We start from the raw sequence: 15,086 nt of genomic DNA on the forward strand, positions 1-15,086 counted from the left end.
CCCAGCGGCATGACTCGGGCGCGGCGGCTTTGCCGCCGCGCTCAGGGGCAGGAAGCAAAAGGTAGAATTATCATAATCGCCACCCCCAAAAACAGAGGCTCAAGAGCCAGAATCAAAAAGAAAACACACAGCGGAACCTTCCATAACATGGAAACGCCTTGCGCCTTTTTCATAAAAAGCAGGGAGAAAGGGACGGCAACGAGCAAACCCCGCAGCGACGCGAGCATCAACCAGACAAGTTGCGTATCAAAATTATGGAGTTGCCAATCCGTACGTACTCGTTTGACGTCGTCCAGAGAAATTCCCGGCAGTATAGCGAGAACTGCGGCCAGCAGGTAAATCCAGATATTGCGATCCAACCCGAATCGTTTCAGACAAAGCGCCCCGCCGGCCAAACCGATCAGACCCGCGAATCTTCGGGGCGCATCATCATAACAGAAAAAGATGCTGCATAATGCCGTTGCGGCAAAAAGACACAGCGGCCACTCGCGCCGCACATAGCCCAATCCTCTGTTCACAAGCTCCGGCATCGCCATGTGTCCCCCTCTGTTGCGCTTCTTGCCAGAATACGAACTTATTTCTTTGAAATCCATACGGATCTCAGGAAAAACCAGCCCCGATTATCTTTTAATATTCTGAAATCATAGTTCTTTTTTTGAAAAACAGAGGAAGTCGGCCCCTCCGGCGGCCCAAAAGCCGCGCCGTTCACGACTTTGATCGTACTGAAGCCTTTCACTCTTACAGAATCCTCCCCGCAGGCTATGCTTGTCCCCAAAACCGCGCGCAAAGCCGTTCGGGACGCGCGCAAGCAGGGAGGAAGCATGGCCGACACAGGCAAGAGCAATGGGCATTTGGGCATCCATCATCCCTTTGGGGCCAGACACGGCACACCGGTGGCAGGACAAAGGCCGCCGCTGGCGGCAGCCCATGAACCGCTGGCAGAGCAAATGTACCCCAAAGACTGGCGAGCGGCTCCCGCAACTCTGCCGGTGGCGACTGACGCACCCCTGGAGGATCGTCTTTATCCGGACTCCATCCACGATGTGGTGGCCCGGCACAGCCGGGGGGATCACTCGGATCTGCGGCCCTACAAGGCTGAACCCAATGCGGCCGTGCCGTATTACAGGATCGGCACGCGGGCACTGGACCTGAATATGGGCTCCTTCGGACAATGGATTCAAACGTGGAGTCTCTATAGGGCAGGCCAAGATATGGAACATATGCAATTTCTGGGCAATGACGGCAAAAGCAACTTCGGCCTGATGGCTGACGGGCTTGTACGGGAGGACAGTTCACAGTTGCGGAACAGCTATCACGTCATGGAACCGAAATATAACCAAGAGCTGATCGACAGAGCCCGCGCCGAACTGGATGCTGAATGGGAAAAGGCGCATCCGGGAGATCCCGCTTCGCGCTATCATACACGTTCCAACAACTGCCAGGACTATATCCAGCATGTCCTGGATTGTGCTAAAAGACATGAGACACCGGATAATCCCCTGATACTTCCTTAAGTTATAGTAAGAGCGCCGGATCGGAGTCTTTTGATCCGGCGCTCTTATGGAATCACAGTATAAATATCACAGGTTTTTTCCAGTGCTGAGCATATAATACACTATAAAAAAAACAAAAGCCGTAAATGATGCTATAATTGTAAAAAATATCGTTGCCGGAACTCTCCATAATGCAGCAGCATGCTTTCTTTTCAAAATCACAAAAGGCATACTGGCGGCTGCGCAAATAAGTCCCAATATTGAAATATAAAAAAACCAAGCCAAATCACTTTTCATGGAGTTAAAAATAAAATCCATTTTAAATTCGGTAAGCACAAGCACCAGAGCAAGCACGGAAAGTGCAAAACAGTATATTTTTGCTACATAGACGCCGGGCTTCCCATAGAGCAGCCACGCACTACCCAGTTGCGCAGCCAGGATGAGGACTAATCCCAGTCCATGTTGCGTTTTTATATTGAGAACACTTTGCAGCAATACAAGTAAAGCAAGCAGCCAGTTCCGGCGCAACGCCGTCCCGATCCCGCCCCGTAATTCCACTGCCGCCATTGTCCCCTCCTCGCCGGAAAGCGGGCCGCCCCGTTTTCGTTACAGGGCTCCCGCTTCACCAATCCCGGCCAGCCAGGCCGCGAAGGCCGTCCGGACACGCGCCCACTTTCGCAGCCGCCGGAGCAATTTATTCATTTCAAACGTGCATTGCTCTTTGAACTACAACGTAAAATTTATAACTGCTTTCCAACGGCAATTGAATAAACCAAGACTAACAGCGCTATCATTGTAAATGCTGCTATTGACGTAAAAAATATGGCTGCCGGAATTTGCCACATTCCAGCCCTCTGCTTTTTCTTCCAAAAAACAAAAGGCACGCTGGCAGCGGCACTGATAAGTCCCAACAACGCAGCTTGCAAAACTAAAGCCGACTCGATTGCCATATATCTAAAAAGAAAATCCATTTTCAAGTTGGTGACAGCAAGCACAAAGATAATGACTGAAAATGTAAAAAAGTATACTTTTGCTATATATGCACAAGACTTTCCATATAACAGCCATACACTGCCCAGTTGCGCCGCAAAAACGAAGGTTAAACCAAGTCCATGCCCACTCTCTATATTGAGAACACTTTGCACCAACACAAGTAAAGCAAGCAGCCAGTTTTGCCGCAACGCCGATCCGAGTTTGGCCAGGCCCATTGCTGATGACATTGTCGCCTCCTTTCCGGCGGCCAATCGGCCTCCTCCGCTACAGGGCTCCCGCTTCACCGATCCCGGCCAGCCAGGCCGCGAAGGCGGCCTGCGCGCGAGCCGCGTACAGGGCCTTGCGGTCCTTTTTACGCGCTTTTTCGCCCAGTTCCGGCATGAGGCCGAAGTGCGCGTTGGAGGGTTGAAAACGCTTGGACGGGGTTTGCAGATGGCGCAGCAGCGCGCCCAGGGCGCTCTCCGCCGGGGGGGTGGGCAACTCCGCGCCGCGCGCCCGGGCCGCCAGCACGAGCCCCAGCCAGAGCCCGCTGGCGGCGGACTCCACATAACCTTCCACGCCGGTGATCTGCCCGGCCAGAAAGACGTGGGGATACGTCTTGAGGGAAAGGTCCGCATTGAGGGCTTCCGGCGCGTTGACGTAGGTATTGCGGTGCATGCTGCCATAGCGGGCGAACTCCGCCCGTTCCAGGCCCGGCACCAGCCGGAACACTCTGGCTTGTTCGGGCTGGGTCAGTTTGGTCTGGCAGCCCACCAGATTACAGGTTTCGCTGTTGGCGTTTTCCGCGCGCAGTTGCAGCACGGCCCAGGGGCGGCGGCCCGTGCGCGGGTCCACAAAGCCCACGGGCTTGAGCGGCCCGAAGGTCAGGGTGCGCGGGCCGCGCTCGGCCAGGGCCTCCACCGGCATGCAGCCCTCGAAATGCGTCTCGCGCTCAAAGGCGCGCGCCTCCACCTTGCGGGCTTCCAGCAGGGCCTGATAAAAAATTTCGTATTCCTCGCGGCTCATGGGACAGTTGAGATAGTCCCCCTGCCCCGCCGGTTCGCCGTTCTCGCAGTCATAACGCGAGGCCCGGAAGACCACGTTCATGTCCAGGGAATGTGTCCAGACGATGGGCGCTATGGCGTCATAAAAATAGCAGTGTTCCGTCCCCAGGGTGCGGGCCAGGGAGGCGGAAAGCTCCTCCGAAGCCAGGGGCCCGGCGGCGATGACCACCGTGCCCGCCCCGCTTTCGGCCAGGGCGGGATCGTCCGGGGAGTCGATGCGGCGCTCCACCAGCCGGATGCGGGGCTCGGCGGCCACGCGCGCGGTCATGGCCTGCGCGAAGGCTTCGCGGTCCACGGCCAGGGCCTTGCCCGCGGGCACCCGGCAGGCGTCGGCCACGGCCATGAAATCGCTGTCCAGGGCGCGCATTTCCGCCTTGAGCAGACCGACGCCCGATGTGGCCTCGTCCGAGCGCAGTGAATTGGAGCAGACCAGTTCGGCCAGGCAGTCGTTCACATGGGCCGGGGAACGGAAGCCGGGCTTCTGTTCAAAGAGGGTCACGTCCAGGCCCGCGCGGGCCAGGCGCAACGCGCATTCGCAACCCGCGAGGCCGCCGCCCACCACGGCAATGGATGTCGGATTCATTATGGCTCCTTTTCTGCCCGGCAGCTTGTAAGAAAACAGCGCCAAAAGCAAGGCGAGACGTCCGGTGTCTGATTTTTCAAATGAGAGCAATTTCACTTTGAAATTGCTCTAACGCCGCACACGGTGCGGCGTGCCGCGAAGACCGACCCGACGGGCGGCCCGTAGGACCGTGCCTGTAGCCCAAAGGGCGTACAGGCATCGAGAGCAACGCGGCGTGGATTCTAAGGCTGTCCCCGTTGGCGACAACGGAACCATACGGGGATCGACAGCAGCGATAACCACGTTTTTCGCCTGAATGTCAACTTTGAAATTTTACAAATTTCAAAGTTGATCTACTTTAGACACTAGCCCCGTGCGGGATGTCGGCGTATGTTGGGCATACGCCCGCGCGGGCCGTTCCTGCCCGGCAGCGGCCGTCATTCTCAATCTTCCCGGAGGTGCGGCATGGGAACCGCTCTGATGCTTTTCGGCGGCCTGCTGCTGGCTCTCGCCGGCATGCTTTGGCTGGCGAAACTGGTTCTGGAGCCGGAGGAATTCCGCCTGTTCCTCGGTCTGTTCGCGCCCGGCGTGCTGCTTGCCTGCCTGCTGTTCTGGGGCGCGGGCGCGCTGGACCCGTCCGTTTCGGCCGTCAACAAATTTTTTGCCACCCTGGTAACCACGGCGGTTCTGCTGTACGCCGCGCGTCCGCTCCTGCGCCGGGCAGTGCGCGGCACTGTGCTCCTGCTGCTCTCCCTGGCCTCGGCGACGGTCGCCGTGCCCCTTATGCTGCTGGCGGTCTATCTCTATGCCGCCTGGTTCCCCTCCTCCTTTGACTTCACCCCGCCGCCCGCGGACGACAAATATGACGCCTGCGCGCCCCCGCGCACTTGCCCCCGCAGCCTTCCTGCGCTACATGACTGGGCGTGAAGACCACAACTACTCCTCTCATTTCCGGCCAGACTCCGGCCCCGGTTTCAGCCGAAGCCCCGGTGCATGTCGCCTTTGTCCGCTCCGGCGCGCGCGAGCTTTACGCCCAGGAACGGGAAGACTTTCTGGCCCCGGCCACGGCCCTTTCCGCCGGTTTCGACCTGCGGGCCTGCCTGGACACGCCCGAAGCGCATATCGCGCCGGGCGCACGGCTGTGCGTGCCCACAGGGCTCAGCGTGCAGCCGCAACAGCCGGGTCTGGCGGGCTTTGTCTACTCCCGCAGCGGCCTGGGCGCGCGCGACGGGCTCACCGTGGCCCAGGGCGTGGGCGTCATCGACCCGGACTATACCGGGGAAATCCTGGTCATGCTTCTGAACACCTCCGGGGAAGAGCGACGACTCAAGCGCGGCGAGCGCATGGCCCAACTGATCTTTCAGCCCTATGTCCGCCCTGTCTGGCAGGAAGTGCCGGAACTGGCCGCCACCCGGCGCGGCGCGGGCGGTTTCGGGCACACGGGCCGTTGAAGCGGGCCGCAGCCTCGCCGCGCATGATTTTCGTATCCTGCCGCCGCCAACGGCGACGACACCGGTAAAACGGGACATGCCGTCAGCCGGGCCGCCCGCTGGAGGTGAACCCTTTTCAGACGCAATCCCATAAGGAGTCCAATTCCATGTCGCAAGCCTTCAACGCCGTCAAAGCCGAGGAAGAACACCTGCTCTGCCGCTCATACAGCCGCTACCCGCTGGCTATCGCGCGCGGCAAGGGCGCGCGCCTCTGGGACGTGGACGGCAAGGAATATGTGGACCTGCTGGCGGGCATCGCCGTGGCGGGCCTGGGACATTGCAACGACGAAGTCTGTGAGGCTCTGGAACGCCAGTCCCGCAAACTCTGGCACGTAAGCAATCTCTTTTACCAGCAGGAACAACTGGATCTCGCCAAGCTGCTGCTTTCCACCAGCCACCACGGCAAGGCCTTTTTCTGCAATTCCGGGGCCGAGGCCAACGAGGCCTGCATCAAGCTGGCCCGGCGCTATATGCGCACGGTCAAGCAGCGCGACGCCTATGAAATCATTACCCTGGGCGGCTGCTTCCACGGCCGCACCCTGGGGGCCCTGGCCGCCACGGGCCGCGAAAGCCTGAGCAAGGGCTTCACGCCCCTGCCCGAGGGCTTCAAGCAGGTGCCCGCCGGTGATCTGGAAGCTCTCAGGGCCGCGATCACGCCCGCCACGGCCGCCGTGCTGGTGGAAGTGGTGCAGGGCGAGGGCGGCGTGGTGCCCCTGCCCGCGGACTATCTGCACGGAGTGCAGGCCCTCTGCCGGGAAAAGAACGTCCTCTTCCTCTGCGACGAAGTCCAGGCCGGGCTCTGCCGTACCGGCAAATTCTGGGCCTTCCAGAACTACAATCTTCAGCCCGATGCCATCAGTATGGCAAAATCCCTGGCCAACGGCCTGCCCATGGGCGCCATGCTGGCCACGGACGAAATGGCCCGGGGCTTTGAGGCGGGCAGCCATGCCACCACCTTCGGCGGCGGCGCGCTGACCTCGGCGGTGGCCGCCAAAACCGTGGAAATCATGCTGCGCGACCATCTGGCAGAACGCGCGGCCGCTCTGGGCGCGCACGTCAAGGAAGAACTGGCGGCCCTGCAACAGCGCCTACCCGAGAAAATCCGTGAATTGCGCGGCGTGGGCCTGATGCTGGGCATCGAACTGACCGGCGACGGCCAACCGGTCTGGGAAGAACTGCTGCGCCGGGGCTACATCTGCAACCTGAGCCACGGCGTCACCCTGCGCCTGCTGCCGCCCCTGACCATTGACCAGGCGGATCTGGACGGCTTTGTACGCGTGCTGGAAGATGTGCTCCGGGCGAATTGACGGGCAATCAATGATTTACAGCATCGCCCCCTTATGCTAAGAGCATGGGTCTTTGGAAAAATAGAGCGAAAAACTTACGGCAACCCCGCCCCGGCGGGGTTGCCGCTTACTTTGCCTAGGCTCAGCCTTCATTAAAACAAGGATGGCTGAGCCTAAACCAGCAAGACGAACAGCCTTATCGCAAGAAGCAAGGAGACAGTGATGGACGTGTTTGATCAGGCCACCGAACTGGAACGCTTGGACAGGGAGTCCGCCTTGGTGCGGGCCCGCGCTTCCATGGATCGCGGCGGACCGGAATGGATCGACGGCGTGGCCTGTTGCCGTGAATGCGGCGATCCCATCCCCCAGAAACGTCTGGATGCGCTGCCCGGCGTGGGCCTTTGCCGCGCCTGCCAGGAAGAACGCGAAAACAGCAATCGCTGAATCATCCCCCCACATCCGCACCGCCGGGCGCGAGCCCGGATGGCCCCTGGAGCAGATTAGCCCTGAGAATTGACATTCTCGGGTTGGGCTGCCCTCAGTTTATCGTCAGGGTGAGACGTCACGTCGCACAAAAGCCGTTCAGCTTGCAAAAGCAGAACGGCTTTTGTGCGTTTGGACACGGCCGTATCGCCCCGAATCAGCCCGTCAATTCCAGATGAAATGCAGCAACTTGTAGGAAATGAAACCGACTATCCCGGCGGCGGGCAGGGTCAGGGTCCAGGCAACGAGCAGACTGCCCGCTACGTTCCAGCGCACGGCCGAGAGCCGTTTGGTGGACCCCACGCCGAAGATGCAGGCCGAAATGGTATGCGTGGTGCTTACCGGCGCGCCCAGCAACGAAGCCCCGGTAATCACCAGAGCCGCCGAGCTTTCGGCGGCAAAGCCGTGCACCGGCTCCAGCTTGAAGATACGGTGGCCCATGGTCTTGACGATCTTCCAGCCGCCCACGGCCGTGCCCAGGGCCATGGCCCCGGCGCAGGCCAGTTTGACCCAGAGGGGCACTTCCACGCTGTCGATCTCGCCGAAGATCACCAGAGCCAGGGTGACGATGCCCATGGTTTTCTGGGCGTCGTTGAGGCCGTGGCTGGTAGCCATGAACCCGGCGGACACCAGTTGCAGATGCCGGAAGGTCCAGTTGACCTTGCTGCGGTGGACGTGTCCGAAAATCCAGTAAATCAGCCACATAATCAGAAAACCGGCGATGTAGCCGGCCAGAGGCGATCCCACCAGGGGGATCAGTACCTTGTCCACAATGCCGCTGACATTGAGCGCGCCGAAGCCCTCGTCGGCCACGGCCGCGCCGATGAGCCCGCCGATCAGGGCATGGGAGGACGAGGACGGAATGCCGTAATACCATGTGATGCAGTTCCAGGCGATGGCCCCCACCAGGGCGGCCAGTACCAGCACGTGGCTGCCTTCCACCACATGCGGCAGCACAATGCCGCTGCCCAGGGTCTTGGCGACTTCCGTGCCCAGCAGGGCTCCGCCCAGATTGAGCAGGGCCGCCGCGCCCACGGCGAAACGCGGCGTGACCACCTTGGTGGACACTACGGTGGCGATGGCGTTGGCGCAGTCATGCGCGCCGTTGGTGAAGTCGAAAACCAGGGCCACCAACACGATGACGGCCAGAAGGAGGGGCACCTCAAACATTTTTCAGCACCGCTTCCTCAATGGTTTCCGCCAGGGTGTTGACCTGTTCCAGCAGCATGCTCATGCGCTCGTAGGCCTGGCTCCATTTCAGAATCTGCATGATCAGGGCGGGCGTGACCTCCTGCTGCTCGTCCATCAGTTCGGCCAGGCCCACGGCCAGAAGCATGTCGCATTCGCCGCGCAGCGTGCGGAAGGCGCGGGTTTTGTGGCAGTCGCGCCGATGGGCCAGACCTTCCAGCATCAGCCGGGTGAGGTCGAGCATGGCGCTGATGGTCCGGGCCATTTGCAGGGCCGGAAAGCGCACCCGAGTGAATTCAAAAATATGCAGGCGGGTGCTCAGACTCTGCAAGCAGTCCATGGCTTCTTCCTGCTCCTGATTGATGCGCAGGATGTCTTCGCGGTCGATGGGCGTGATGAAGGTTTGGGAAAGGGCCCGGATGATCCGGGTGTGCAGCAGATCGGCTTCTTCTTCCAGAAAGGCGATTTCTTTATGGACGTCGTCCATTTTGGAGGGATCTTCGAGCATCTCGACCAGCAACCCGGCCATGCGGCGCAACAAGCCGTTCTGCTCCTGCAACATGGCGAAAAAAGGCGCGGACTTGGGTAGCAAGGCGGCAAACATGCGCTCTCCTGGTAAAAGAGTCACCGGCAAGGCCGGACGAGGTGTGTGTCCTGTTACGGCTGATGCGGGTCCGGGCTGTTGCGATGCCCACGCCTCAGTATACCGCATTGAGCCGGGCTTTCAAGCCATTTCCTGACCGCCCCGGCCTGGGCTTCGGGCAGCGGCCAGGGCGGCGATTGCACGCAGGCCGCGCCGGGCAGCAGCAGGGCCCCGTGGTGCAGAAAAAATCCCGTTCCGGCCGGGCCGTGTTGATTCGACCGGCCATACAGGCCGTCCCCCCAGAGGGGATGGCCCAGGGCCGCCGCGTGTGCCCGGATCTGATGCCGCGCGCCGCAACGGATGCGGCAGGCGGCCAGGGTCAGGCCGCCGGGATCTTCCCCTTCGCCCGCGCCGGACGCGGAAGAAGTACTTTCGCCGTGCGCCGTATCCCGGACCAGGCCCGCAAGCGGACCTGTTGCCGCCGCGCCGCCCCAAACGTGCAGGGGCAGAAATTCCGTCCAGCGGAGCGTGTCGTCCGTGTCCGCCAGCACACGGCTTTGGCGGCGATCCGCCGTATCCAGGGCCAGCCGGACTGTGGACGGCCCGGCCAGTGTCCCTCTGAGCAGGGCCAGATAACGCTTTTCGCACCGGCCCGTCCGCTCCGCGACACGGAAGGCCTGAGCCGCCTTTGCCCCCAGGGCCGCGCAGACAATGCCCGAAGTTCCATAATCCAGGCGCTGCATGAGCCGCGGCGCACGCCCTCCGCTCTCTTCCGACAGCAAGACGGGCAACAGAGCCTCCAGGCTGGGGCCGTTGTCCCCGGCCAGGGCCGCGCTGTGCAGCCCGGCAGGCTTGTACAGAAAACAATAGTCTCCCTGGCGGGAGAGCAGGCGCGGCATGTCCGCGGAACACGGCGTCGCACCTGTTCCGTCCTCCGTGCCGCGCAGGGCAAGGACGTCGCCCGGCCGCAAACGGCACCCCGCATCTCCCACCCTGCCGTTGACCAGCACCGCGCCGCGCGCGATCAACCGGCGGCGGCCGCGCAGCCCCAGTTCGGGCGTCAGCGCGGCCAGGGCCTGGTCCAGTCGCTGTCCGGCCAGTGCAGCATCAACGCGGAGTTCGCACGCGTTCATCCCAGCTCCGATTCCCCGGCGCGTCCGCCGTCGGGCAACAGGCCCAGCAGGGCTCTGGCCGTCAATTCCGGATCATGCCGTTGGGGATCTCCCTCGCAGACCATGTCGCGTTCCAGCAGAGGCACGCCCAAATCCGCCAGAGCGTGGCGGACTTCCGGCCCCAAGCCGCCCTCGTAGCGGCCGTTCCGGCTGTCCACCAGCACCCAGTGCAGGAGCTCTTCAGTGCGCGCCTCGGACGCATCCTCGCGCAGATGACGCAGCAGCATGCCCACCTGCCCGACCAGGGAAAGGCCGTGCACTTCCGCATCATGGCCCGAGTTGGGGATGAAGATTTTAGGGCAGTTCGCGGCGGCCACGCTGCGGCCCACGCCCTGCGGCAGCAGATTGGCCAGCACACTGGTGTAAAAACTGCCCATGGGATAGCAGATGGCCCCGGCCGAACGCAGGTAGGCGGCCGCGGCGGGCGCCAGAGGCGGACGGCAGGGCGTCTGGGGATGAACGGCGGCCCCGGCGCGGTCCGGCTCGTGCACCGTAAGAAAAAGGCGGCGCACGGGACGCGTCAGCTCCTTGAAGCGGTGCTGGCCCACCAGGCGCGAACCGTCGTCCAGCTCCGCCGCCAGATGCAGGCTTTCGCCCGCAATGGGCAGCACCACCCCGCGCACCTGGAGCAGGCGGCTGAAAAAGGCCAGGACCGGCCCGAAATTACGCTTGTGGTGCAGATAGCCCCCGGCCAGGATCAGATTGCCCAGGCTGGCAAGGCGCGGGTCAAAATCCCGGGGCATGCGCTCCAGAAAAAAACGCATGTGCAGGCGCAGGGCCCCGGCGAAGATCTCCGGCATGGCGGCCCAAAGCGGATGCTCCACCGCCGCCAGAGCCCGCAGTCGGGCGCGCAGGGCTTCAGCATTCCCTTCTTCGGGCAGGCGTCGGGCGCAGAAATCGAGCACGTTCCGGGGCACCACGGCGCTGTCGGCCAGGGCCAGCAGGCGGTTGCGGATATCGCCCACGGCGGGCATGGCAAAAGCCCGGCGCAGAGCGGCGGAACTGCCGCCGGAATCAAAGGGGGTGATCAGATGGACGGAATTGTGGGTATAGCGGGTCAACTGGCGGCTTAAATCGCGCAAGGCCGTGCCGCCGGTAAAAAAAACGAGGCGCGGCCCCAGGGCCGGGATCAGGCCGGAAGCAGGGGGAGGCAGGGAAGCCGCCCCACGATTCTGGCCGTCGCTGTTCATGCGTCGCTCTCCGGTCCGGGGGTTGCGCGCGGGACAACCAGGCTGGCCGGACTGGCCGGAACCGGCGGAATGAGGCCGAACTCGCGCATGCGCAGAAAAATCAGGCGTCCGATCCAGGCATCCGTGGCGGCATAGGCGATCTGGCGCTGGCTCAGTTCCATCAGGCTCCAGTTGGAACACTGCGAGCCCTTGGAGATGCGCCAGCCGAAAAGATTGGCGGCCAGGGTGCGCAGCCCCTGGCTGGGCAGCTTGTGGGCGCGGGCCGCATTGCCCAGGTCCACCAGACCGGCGGGCTCAAAGTCGTGCAGCCTGGAGAGCTCACGCATGTCGTCGCGGATGCCCACACCGGCCTTGATGATGTTTGGATCGGCGAGAATCTCGGCCAGATGCGGGCCAAAGGGCAGCCAGGCCAGCTGGACCAGGTAGACGGCCCGTTCCGTCGCGAGCTGGATCAGCGAGGGCGCGTTGACCTTGCCCTTACGGAAGGTGGGCCGGGTTTCCGTATCGAAGCCCAGCACGCCGTCCGCGCGCAGATCGGGCAGGGCCTGCTTCCAGTCTTCCAGCACGCGGATCACATGCACCGGCCCCTGATAATGACAAAGGGGCATGGCGTTGATTTCATCGCCGCTCAAACGGCGGCGCAGCATATTCAGGTCCATATGCATTTATTTGCCGATGCAGAATTGGGCAAAGACCCTGTCCAGCACTTCCGCAGGGCTGGACAGGCCCGTCACTTCACCAAGGTGCGCCGCCGCCGTATCCAGGCGCACGGCGCAGCAGTCATAGGGCTGGCCCGCGCGGACGTCCGCTTCCAGAGCTTCCAGCTCGGCCAACGCCTCTTCCAGAGCCAGTGCCTGCCGCGCGTTGGGCGCAAGGCCGTCGGACGGCGGCCTGTCGCGCCCGTCGGCCAGCAGGGCCTGCCGCAGAGCCATGGCCAGAGCGTCCACATTGTCGCCCGAACGCGCGCTTACCTTACAACAGGAAAGGCCGTCTGCCCAGCGCGGCGGGAACAATTCCGGCGAGCAGAGGTCGCTCTTGTTCCAGACCAGGAGCACGGGCGTATCTCCGGCCAGTCCCAGCACCTGGCGTGCCGCCGCGTCGGGGCAGCTTTCCGCGGCGGCTCCGGCCTCACCCAGGCGCGCGCCGTCCAGCACCAGCAGGATGCAATCCGCTTCGCCCAGTTTTTCCCGGCTCAGGGCCATGCCCAGGGCTTCCACGGCATCCGCGCCGTGCCGGCCCTCCTCGGTTTGGCGCAGACCGGCGGTATCCGTGAGGCGCACGGGCAGCCCGTCCAGATCGCAGGCTTCTTCCAGAAAATCGCGGGTCGTGCCCGGAATGTCCGTAACCAAAGCCCGATTGCGGCCCAGCAGCGCATTGAGCAGGCTGGATTTGCCCGCGTTCACCGCTCCGGCCAGGACCACGACGGCTCCCTGCTGCATGACGCGGGCCCGCTTCTGCCCGGCCAGCAGGCGCCGCACGGAGCAGGCCACTTCAGTCACGGCCCGGCCGAAGGCCGCCGGGGCAAGGCATTCCACCTCTTCCTCGGGAAAATCCACGGCCAGACAGACCTGGACGCGCAGAGCTTCCAGTTCTTCCCGCAAAGCCAGCACGCGGCGGCCCAACAGGCCGTCCAGGCGGTTCAGACTGTAACGCAGGGCTTCGCGCGAGGGCGCGGCGATAAGTTCGGCCACGGCTTCGGCCTGGCTCAAATCCATGCGCCCGTTGACAAAGGCCCGGCGCGAGAACTCGCCCCGCTCGGCCTGGCGCGCGCCCAGACGCAGAATGCTTTCCAGCACGGCCTGGACAATAAGCGGGCCGCCGTGACAGTGAATTTCGGCCATATCCTCGCCGGTGAAGGTGCGCGGGCCGGGCATGAACACGGCCAGCACGTCGTCCAGGGCTTCACCATACCGGTCCAGGACCCGGCCGCGGTGCAGGAACCAGGGGCGAAAATTTTCAAAACGCGGCGAAAGGGGCAGAAACATGCGCGCCAGCAACGCCTTGGCCCTCGGGCCGGAAAGGCGCACAATGCCGATGCCCCCGGCTCCGGGAGGCGTGGCTATGGCGGCAATGGTGGACATGGACAGCTTTGCTCCCTGGAGCATTTTAGAGCATCTCAACGTTGGAATGCTTTACTACGAAACCGTAAGCGCACGTTATTTGCGCTGTCGCTTCTCCCGTCAGCGTGCTTACGAGCTTTACGGCGAGGACAGTCGGGCTGAACGGCGGAGTAAGCGTATCGTCAGCTTTGAAATTTTACAAATTTCAAAGCTGGCACACGGTGCGGCGTTAGAGCAATTTCACTTTGAAATTGCTCCAAAATCGTCCGCTACGCTTTTTCCAGCTTCCGGCGCATGATGACCACTCTTTTCATGGGACCGTCGCCGGTGCTGCGGGTTTGCACATCCCCGGCGTCCTGGAGGCAGACATGCACAATGCGCCGGTGATAGGAAGAAAGGGGCCGCGTGGAATACGAACGTCCGCTCTGGCGCACCCTTTCAGCCAGGGCCAGGGCCATTTCCCGCAATTTTTCGTCCTGGCGCCGACGGTATTCCCCGGCGTCCAGCTGCACACGCACGGCGGCATTCATACCCCGCGACACAACGCGCGACACCAGATACTGCAAAGCCGCCAGGGTCTGGCCCTCACGCCCGATAAGCAGACCGGAGTCCTCGTCGCAGTCCACGCAGACCTGCACCCGGCCCTCGCCCACTTTGACGTCGAGGCACATCTCCGTACCCACAATGGGCCGCACCAGCTCGCGCACGGCCTCCTGAACCAGAGCCTCCAGACGGACGGCATCCAGCTGCTCCACAGGCGTCACGGGCAGACCTTCACCGGCTTCGTCCAGATCCTCCCCAGACAGATCCAGTCCCTCGCCGGGCGTTCCTTCCCGGCTTCCAGGGCGGCTTTCCTCGCGCCGGGGCCGGGCACGCCCGGAAGCGCGGCCGGATTCCCGCCGCCCGCCTGCGCGTGTTTCCGCGCGGGCCTCGTCACGGCCTGCGGCGCACGCGGCTTCCCGCTCCTCGCTTTGGCCTTCAGGACGATTCTCGTCCCCAGCCGGAGCGACGTCAGCGCGGGCACCCACTTCCGGCTCCGGTGCGGAACGGATGGACGGCGCGGCCTGGGCCGTCTCTTCCATTTCCCCAGCGGGAGCCGCGCCGGACTCGGGCGGCGTCGCCGCGCGGGCACAAGACTCTTCAGCGGCAATGGAAGCGGCGTTTTTGCGCCCGCGCTCCTGGCTCTGCTCCCGCCCGCGCCGGGGGCGTTCCTGCCGGGCGTTCTTTTCCGGGATACGCGGAGCCGCGCCTGCGGACTCCCCTTCTTCGTCGGGGGCGGCAGCGCCTTTTTTGCCCAGGATGCTTTCCACAGCCTCGCGCAGATGGGCCCTGCGCGCGCGCACCTTGGCCTTGCGCGCTCCCACGATGCCGAAAATGCCGGACTTGGCGTCCTGGAGTATTTCAATCTCCAGCTTTTCCCGCGCCGTGTTGAAGTAGCCGCAGGCTTCCTCGATGGCGCTGTCCAGGTCTTTGCCCTGAAATTCTTTGAACCCTTCCATAACGAACCTCACTCACACAGAGAGGACAAAATCAGCTCGATGCC

At 62.9% G+C, this 15,086-nt stretch carries 17 protein-coding genes; 6 read left to right on the forward strand and 11 right to left on the reverse strand.

All coding sequences use genetic code 11. The features are described from left to right. Positions 1–41: 41 nt before the first annotated feature. Complete coding sequence (locus AXF13_RS10965) at positions 42–593, reverse strand: hypothetical protein (RefSeq protein ID WP_150116167.1); 552 nt, start codon at positions 591–593, stop codon at positions 42–44. Between the two features lie 228 nt (positions 594–821). On the opposite strand from AXF13_RS10965, the gene AXF13_RS10970 reads away from it, so the two are divergent. Then, positions 822–1,514, forward strand: coding sequence for a hypothetical protein (locus AXF13_RS10970; protein WP_062253255.1), 693 nt, complete (start codon positions 822–824; stop codon positions 1,512–1,514). 66 nt (positions 1,515–1,580) lie between these two features. Here AXF13_RS10970 and AXF13_RS10975 read toward each other — a convergent pair whose 3' ends face one another. The 3 genes from AXF13_RS10975 to trmFO form a co-directional block, all read right to left on the reverse strand. Continuing rightward, positions 1,581–2,060 carry a hypothetical protein gene (locus AXF13_RS10975; protein ID WP_062253258.1) on the reverse strand — a complete coding sequence of 160 codons (480 nt, stop codon included), beginning with the start codon at positions 2,058–2,060 and terminating at the stop codon, positions 1,581–1,583. Between the two features lie 173 nt (positions 2,061–2,233). Then, the gene (locus AXF13_RS17280) at positions 2,234–2,713 is read right to left on the reverse strand and encodes a hypothetical protein (protein WP_062253260.1); all 480 of its coding nucleotides are present in this window, start codon (positions 2,711–2,713) and stop codon (positions 2,234–2,236) included. 37 nt (positions 2,714–2,750) lie between these two features. Then, positions 2,751–4,112, reverse strand: coding sequence for a methylenetetrahydrofolate--tRNA-(uracil(54)-C(5))-methyltransferase (FADH(2)-oxidizing) TrmFO (gene trmFO / locus AXF13_RS10985; protein ID WP_062253262.1), 1,362 nt, complete (start codon positions 4,110–4,112; stop codon positions 2,751–2,753). Positions 4,113–4,556: 444 nt separating this feature from the next. On the opposite strand from trmFO, the gene AXF13_RS10990 reads away from it, so the two are divergent. The 4 genes from AXF13_RS10990 (at position 4,557) to AXF13_RS11005 (ending at position 7,311) form a co-directional block, all read left to right on the forward strand. Then, positions 4,557–5,018 carry a hypothetical protein gene (locus tag AXF13_RS10990; protein ID WP_062253265.1) on the forward strand — a complete coding sequence of 154 codons (462 nt, stop codon included), beginning with the start codon at positions 4,557–4,559 and terminating at the stop codon, positions 5,016–5,018. Then, positions 5,015–5,542, forward strand: coding sequence for a dUTP diphosphatase (gene dut, locus AXF13_RS10995; protein ID WP_223299906.1), 528 nt, complete (start codon positions 5,015–5,017; stop codon positions 5,540–5,542). Before AXF13_RS10990 ends, dut begins: the two co-directional genes overlap by 4 nt. A gap of 146 nt (positions 5,543–5,688) precedes the next feature. Then, complete coding sequence (locus AXF13_RS11000; protein ID WP_062253267.1) at positions 5,689–6,888, forward strand: aspartate aminotransferase family protein; 1,200 nt, start codon at positions 5,689–5,691, stop codon at positions 6,886–6,888. A gap of 201 nt (positions 6,889–7,089) precedes the next feature. Continuing rightward, a complete protein-coding gene (locus tag AXF13_RS11005) occupies positions 7,090–7,311 on the forward strand; it encodes a TraR/DksA family transcriptional regulator (RefSeq protein ID WP_008681889.1) in 222 nt (73 codons plus the stop codon). A 204-nt stretch (positions 7,312–7,515) separates the two neighbouring features. On the opposite strand, the gene AXF13_RS11010 is transcribed toward AXF13_RS11005, so the two are convergent. Genes AXF13_RS11010 through mnmE form a run of 6 tightly spaced genes read right to left on the reverse strand, consistent with a single transcriptional unit; the run spans position 7,516 to position 13,564 of the window. Then, the gene (locus AXF13_RS11010; protein ID WP_008681890.1) at positions 7,516–8,520 is read right to left on the reverse strand and encodes an inorganic phosphate transporter; all 1,005 of its coding nucleotides are present in this window, start codon (positions 8,518–8,520) and stop codon (positions 7,516–7,518) included. Continuing rightward, positions 8,513–9,142, reverse strand: coding sequence for a DUF47 domain-containing protein (locus AXF13_RS11015; protein WP_008681892.1), 630 nt, complete (start codon positions 9,140–9,142; stop codon positions 8,513–8,515). The genes AXF13_RS11010 and AXF13_RS11015 overlap by 8 nt, the downstream gene beginning before the upstream one ends. Positions 9,143–9,195: 53 nt before the next feature. After that, positions 9,196–10,254 (reverse strand): pseudouridine synthase, encoded by a 1,059-nt coding sequence (locus tag AXF13_RS11020; protein ID WP_062253269.1) that lies wholly within the window; start codon positions 10,252–10,254, stop codon positions 9,196–9,198. Next, entirely contained in the window at positions 10,251–11,483 is a 1,233-nt protein-coding gene (locus AXF13_RS11025) for a GAK system CofD-like protein (protein ID WP_062253272.1), read from the reverse strand. Before AXF13_RS11025 ends, AXF13_RS11020 begins: the two co-directional genes overlap by 4 nt. Continuing rightward, positions 11,480–12,130, reverse strand: coding sequence for a 3'-5' exonuclease (locus tag AXF13_RS11030; protein WP_062254864.1), 651 nt, complete (start codon positions 12,128–12,130; stop codon positions 11,480–11,482). Before AXF13_RS11030 ends, AXF13_RS11025 begins: the two co-directional genes overlap by 4 nt. 18 nt (positions 12,131–12,148) lie before the next feature. Beyond that, the gene (mnmE, locus tag AXF13_RS11035) at positions 12,149–13,564 is read right to left on the reverse strand and encodes a tRNA uridine-5-carboxymethylaminomethyl(34) synthesis GTPase MnmE (RefSeq protein ID WP_062253273.1); all 1,416 of its coding nucleotides are present in this window, start codon (positions 13,562–13,564) and stop codon (positions 12,149–12,151) included. Between mnmE and AXF13_RS16845 the strand changes: the two genes are divergently transcribed. Then, positions 13,545–13,841, forward strand: a complete 297-nt coding sequence (locus AXF13_RS16845) for a hypothetical protein (protein WP_150116169.1) — start codon at positions 13,545–13,547, stop codon at positions 13,839–13,841. The genes mnmE and AXF13_RS16845 overlap by 20 nt on opposite strands. On the opposite strand, the gene jag is transcribed toward AXF13_RS16845, so the two are convergent. Then, positions 13,813–15,042, reverse strand: coding sequence for an RNA-binding cell elongation regulator Jag/EloR (jag, locus tag AXF13_RS11040; protein ID WP_062253276.1), 1,230 nt, complete (start codon positions 15,040–15,042; stop codon positions 13,813–13,815). The genes AXF13_RS16845 and jag overlap by 29 nt on opposite strands. Between the last annotated feature and the right edge of the window lie 44 nt (positions 15,043–15,086).

Source organism: Desulfovibrio fairfieldensis (assembly GCF_001553605.1).
GTDB classification, from domain to species: domain Bacteria; phylum Desulfobacterota; class Desulfovibrionia; order Desulfovibrionales; family Desulfovibrionaceae; genus Desulfovibrio; species Desulfovibrio fairfieldensis.

Excerpts from the sequence above, each read along its gene's own strand:
- AXF13_RS10965 (WP_150116167.1), bottom strand. The coding sequence starts at position 593 with ATGGATTTCAAAGAAATAAGTTCGTATTCTGGCAAGAAGCGCAACAGA.
- AXF13_RS10970 (WP_062253255.1), top strand. The coding sequence starts at position 822 with ATGGCCGACACAGGCAAGAGCAATGGGCATTTGGGCATCCATCATCCC.
- AXF13_RS10975 (WP_062253258.1), bottom strand. The coding sequence starts at position 2,060 with ATGGCGGCAGTGGAATTACGGGGCGGGATCGGGACGGCGTTGCGCCGG.
- AXF13_RS17280 (WP_062253260.1), bottom strand. The coding sequence starts at position 2,713 with ATGTCATCAGCAATGGGCCTGGCCAAACTCGGATCGGCGTTGCGGCAA.
- trmFO (WP_062253262.1), bottom strand. The coding sequence starts at position 4,112 with ATGAATCCGACATCCATTGCCGTGGTGGGCGGCGGCCTCGCGGGTTGC.
- AXF13_RS10990 (WP_062253265.1), top strand. The coding sequence starts at position 4,557 with ATGGGAACCGCTCTGATGCTTTTCGGCGGCCTGCTGCTGGCTCTCGCC.
- AXF13_RS11000 (WP_062253267.1), top strand. The coding sequence starts at position 5,689 with ATGTCGCAAGCCTTCAACGCCGTCAAAGCCGAGGAAGAACACCTGCTC.
- AXF13_RS11005 (WP_008681889.1), top strand. The coding sequence starts at position 7,090 with ATGGACGTGTTTGATCAGGCCACCGAACTGGAACGCTTGGACAGGGAG.
- AXF13_RS11010 (WP_008681890.1), bottom strand. The coding sequence starts at position 8,520 with ATGTTTGAGGTGCCCCTCCTTCTGGCCGTCATCGTGTTGGTGGCCCTG.
- AXF13_RS11015 (WP_008681892.1), bottom strand. The coding sequence starts at position 9,142 with ATGTTTGCCGCCTTGCTACCCAAGTCCGCGCCTTTTTTCGCCATGTTG.
- AXF13_RS11020 (WP_062253269.1), bottom strand. The coding sequence starts at position 10,254 with ATGAACGCGTGCGAACTCCGCGTTGATGCTGCACTGGCCGGACAGCGA.
- AXF13_RS11025 (WP_062253272.1), bottom strand. The coding sequence starts at position 11,483 with ATGAACAGCGACGGCCAGAATCGTGGGGCGGCTTCCCTGCCTCCCCCT.
- AXF13_RS11030 (WP_062254864.1), bottom strand. The coding sequence starts at position 12,130 with ATGCTGCGCCGCCGTTTGAGCGGCGATGAAATCAACGCCATGCCCCTT.
- AXF13_RS16845 (WP_150116169.1), top strand. The coding sequence starts at position 13,545 with ATGGCGGCAATGGTGGACATGGACAGCTTTGCTCCCTGGAGCATTTTA.
- mnmE (WP_062253273.1), bottom strand. The coding sequence starts at position 13,564 with ATGTCCACCATTGCCGCCATAGCCACGCCTCCCGGAGCCGGGGGCATC.
- jag (WP_062253276.1), bottom strand. The coding sequence starts at position 15,042 with ATGGAAGGGTTCAAAGAATTTCAGGGCAAAGACCTGGACAGCGCCATC.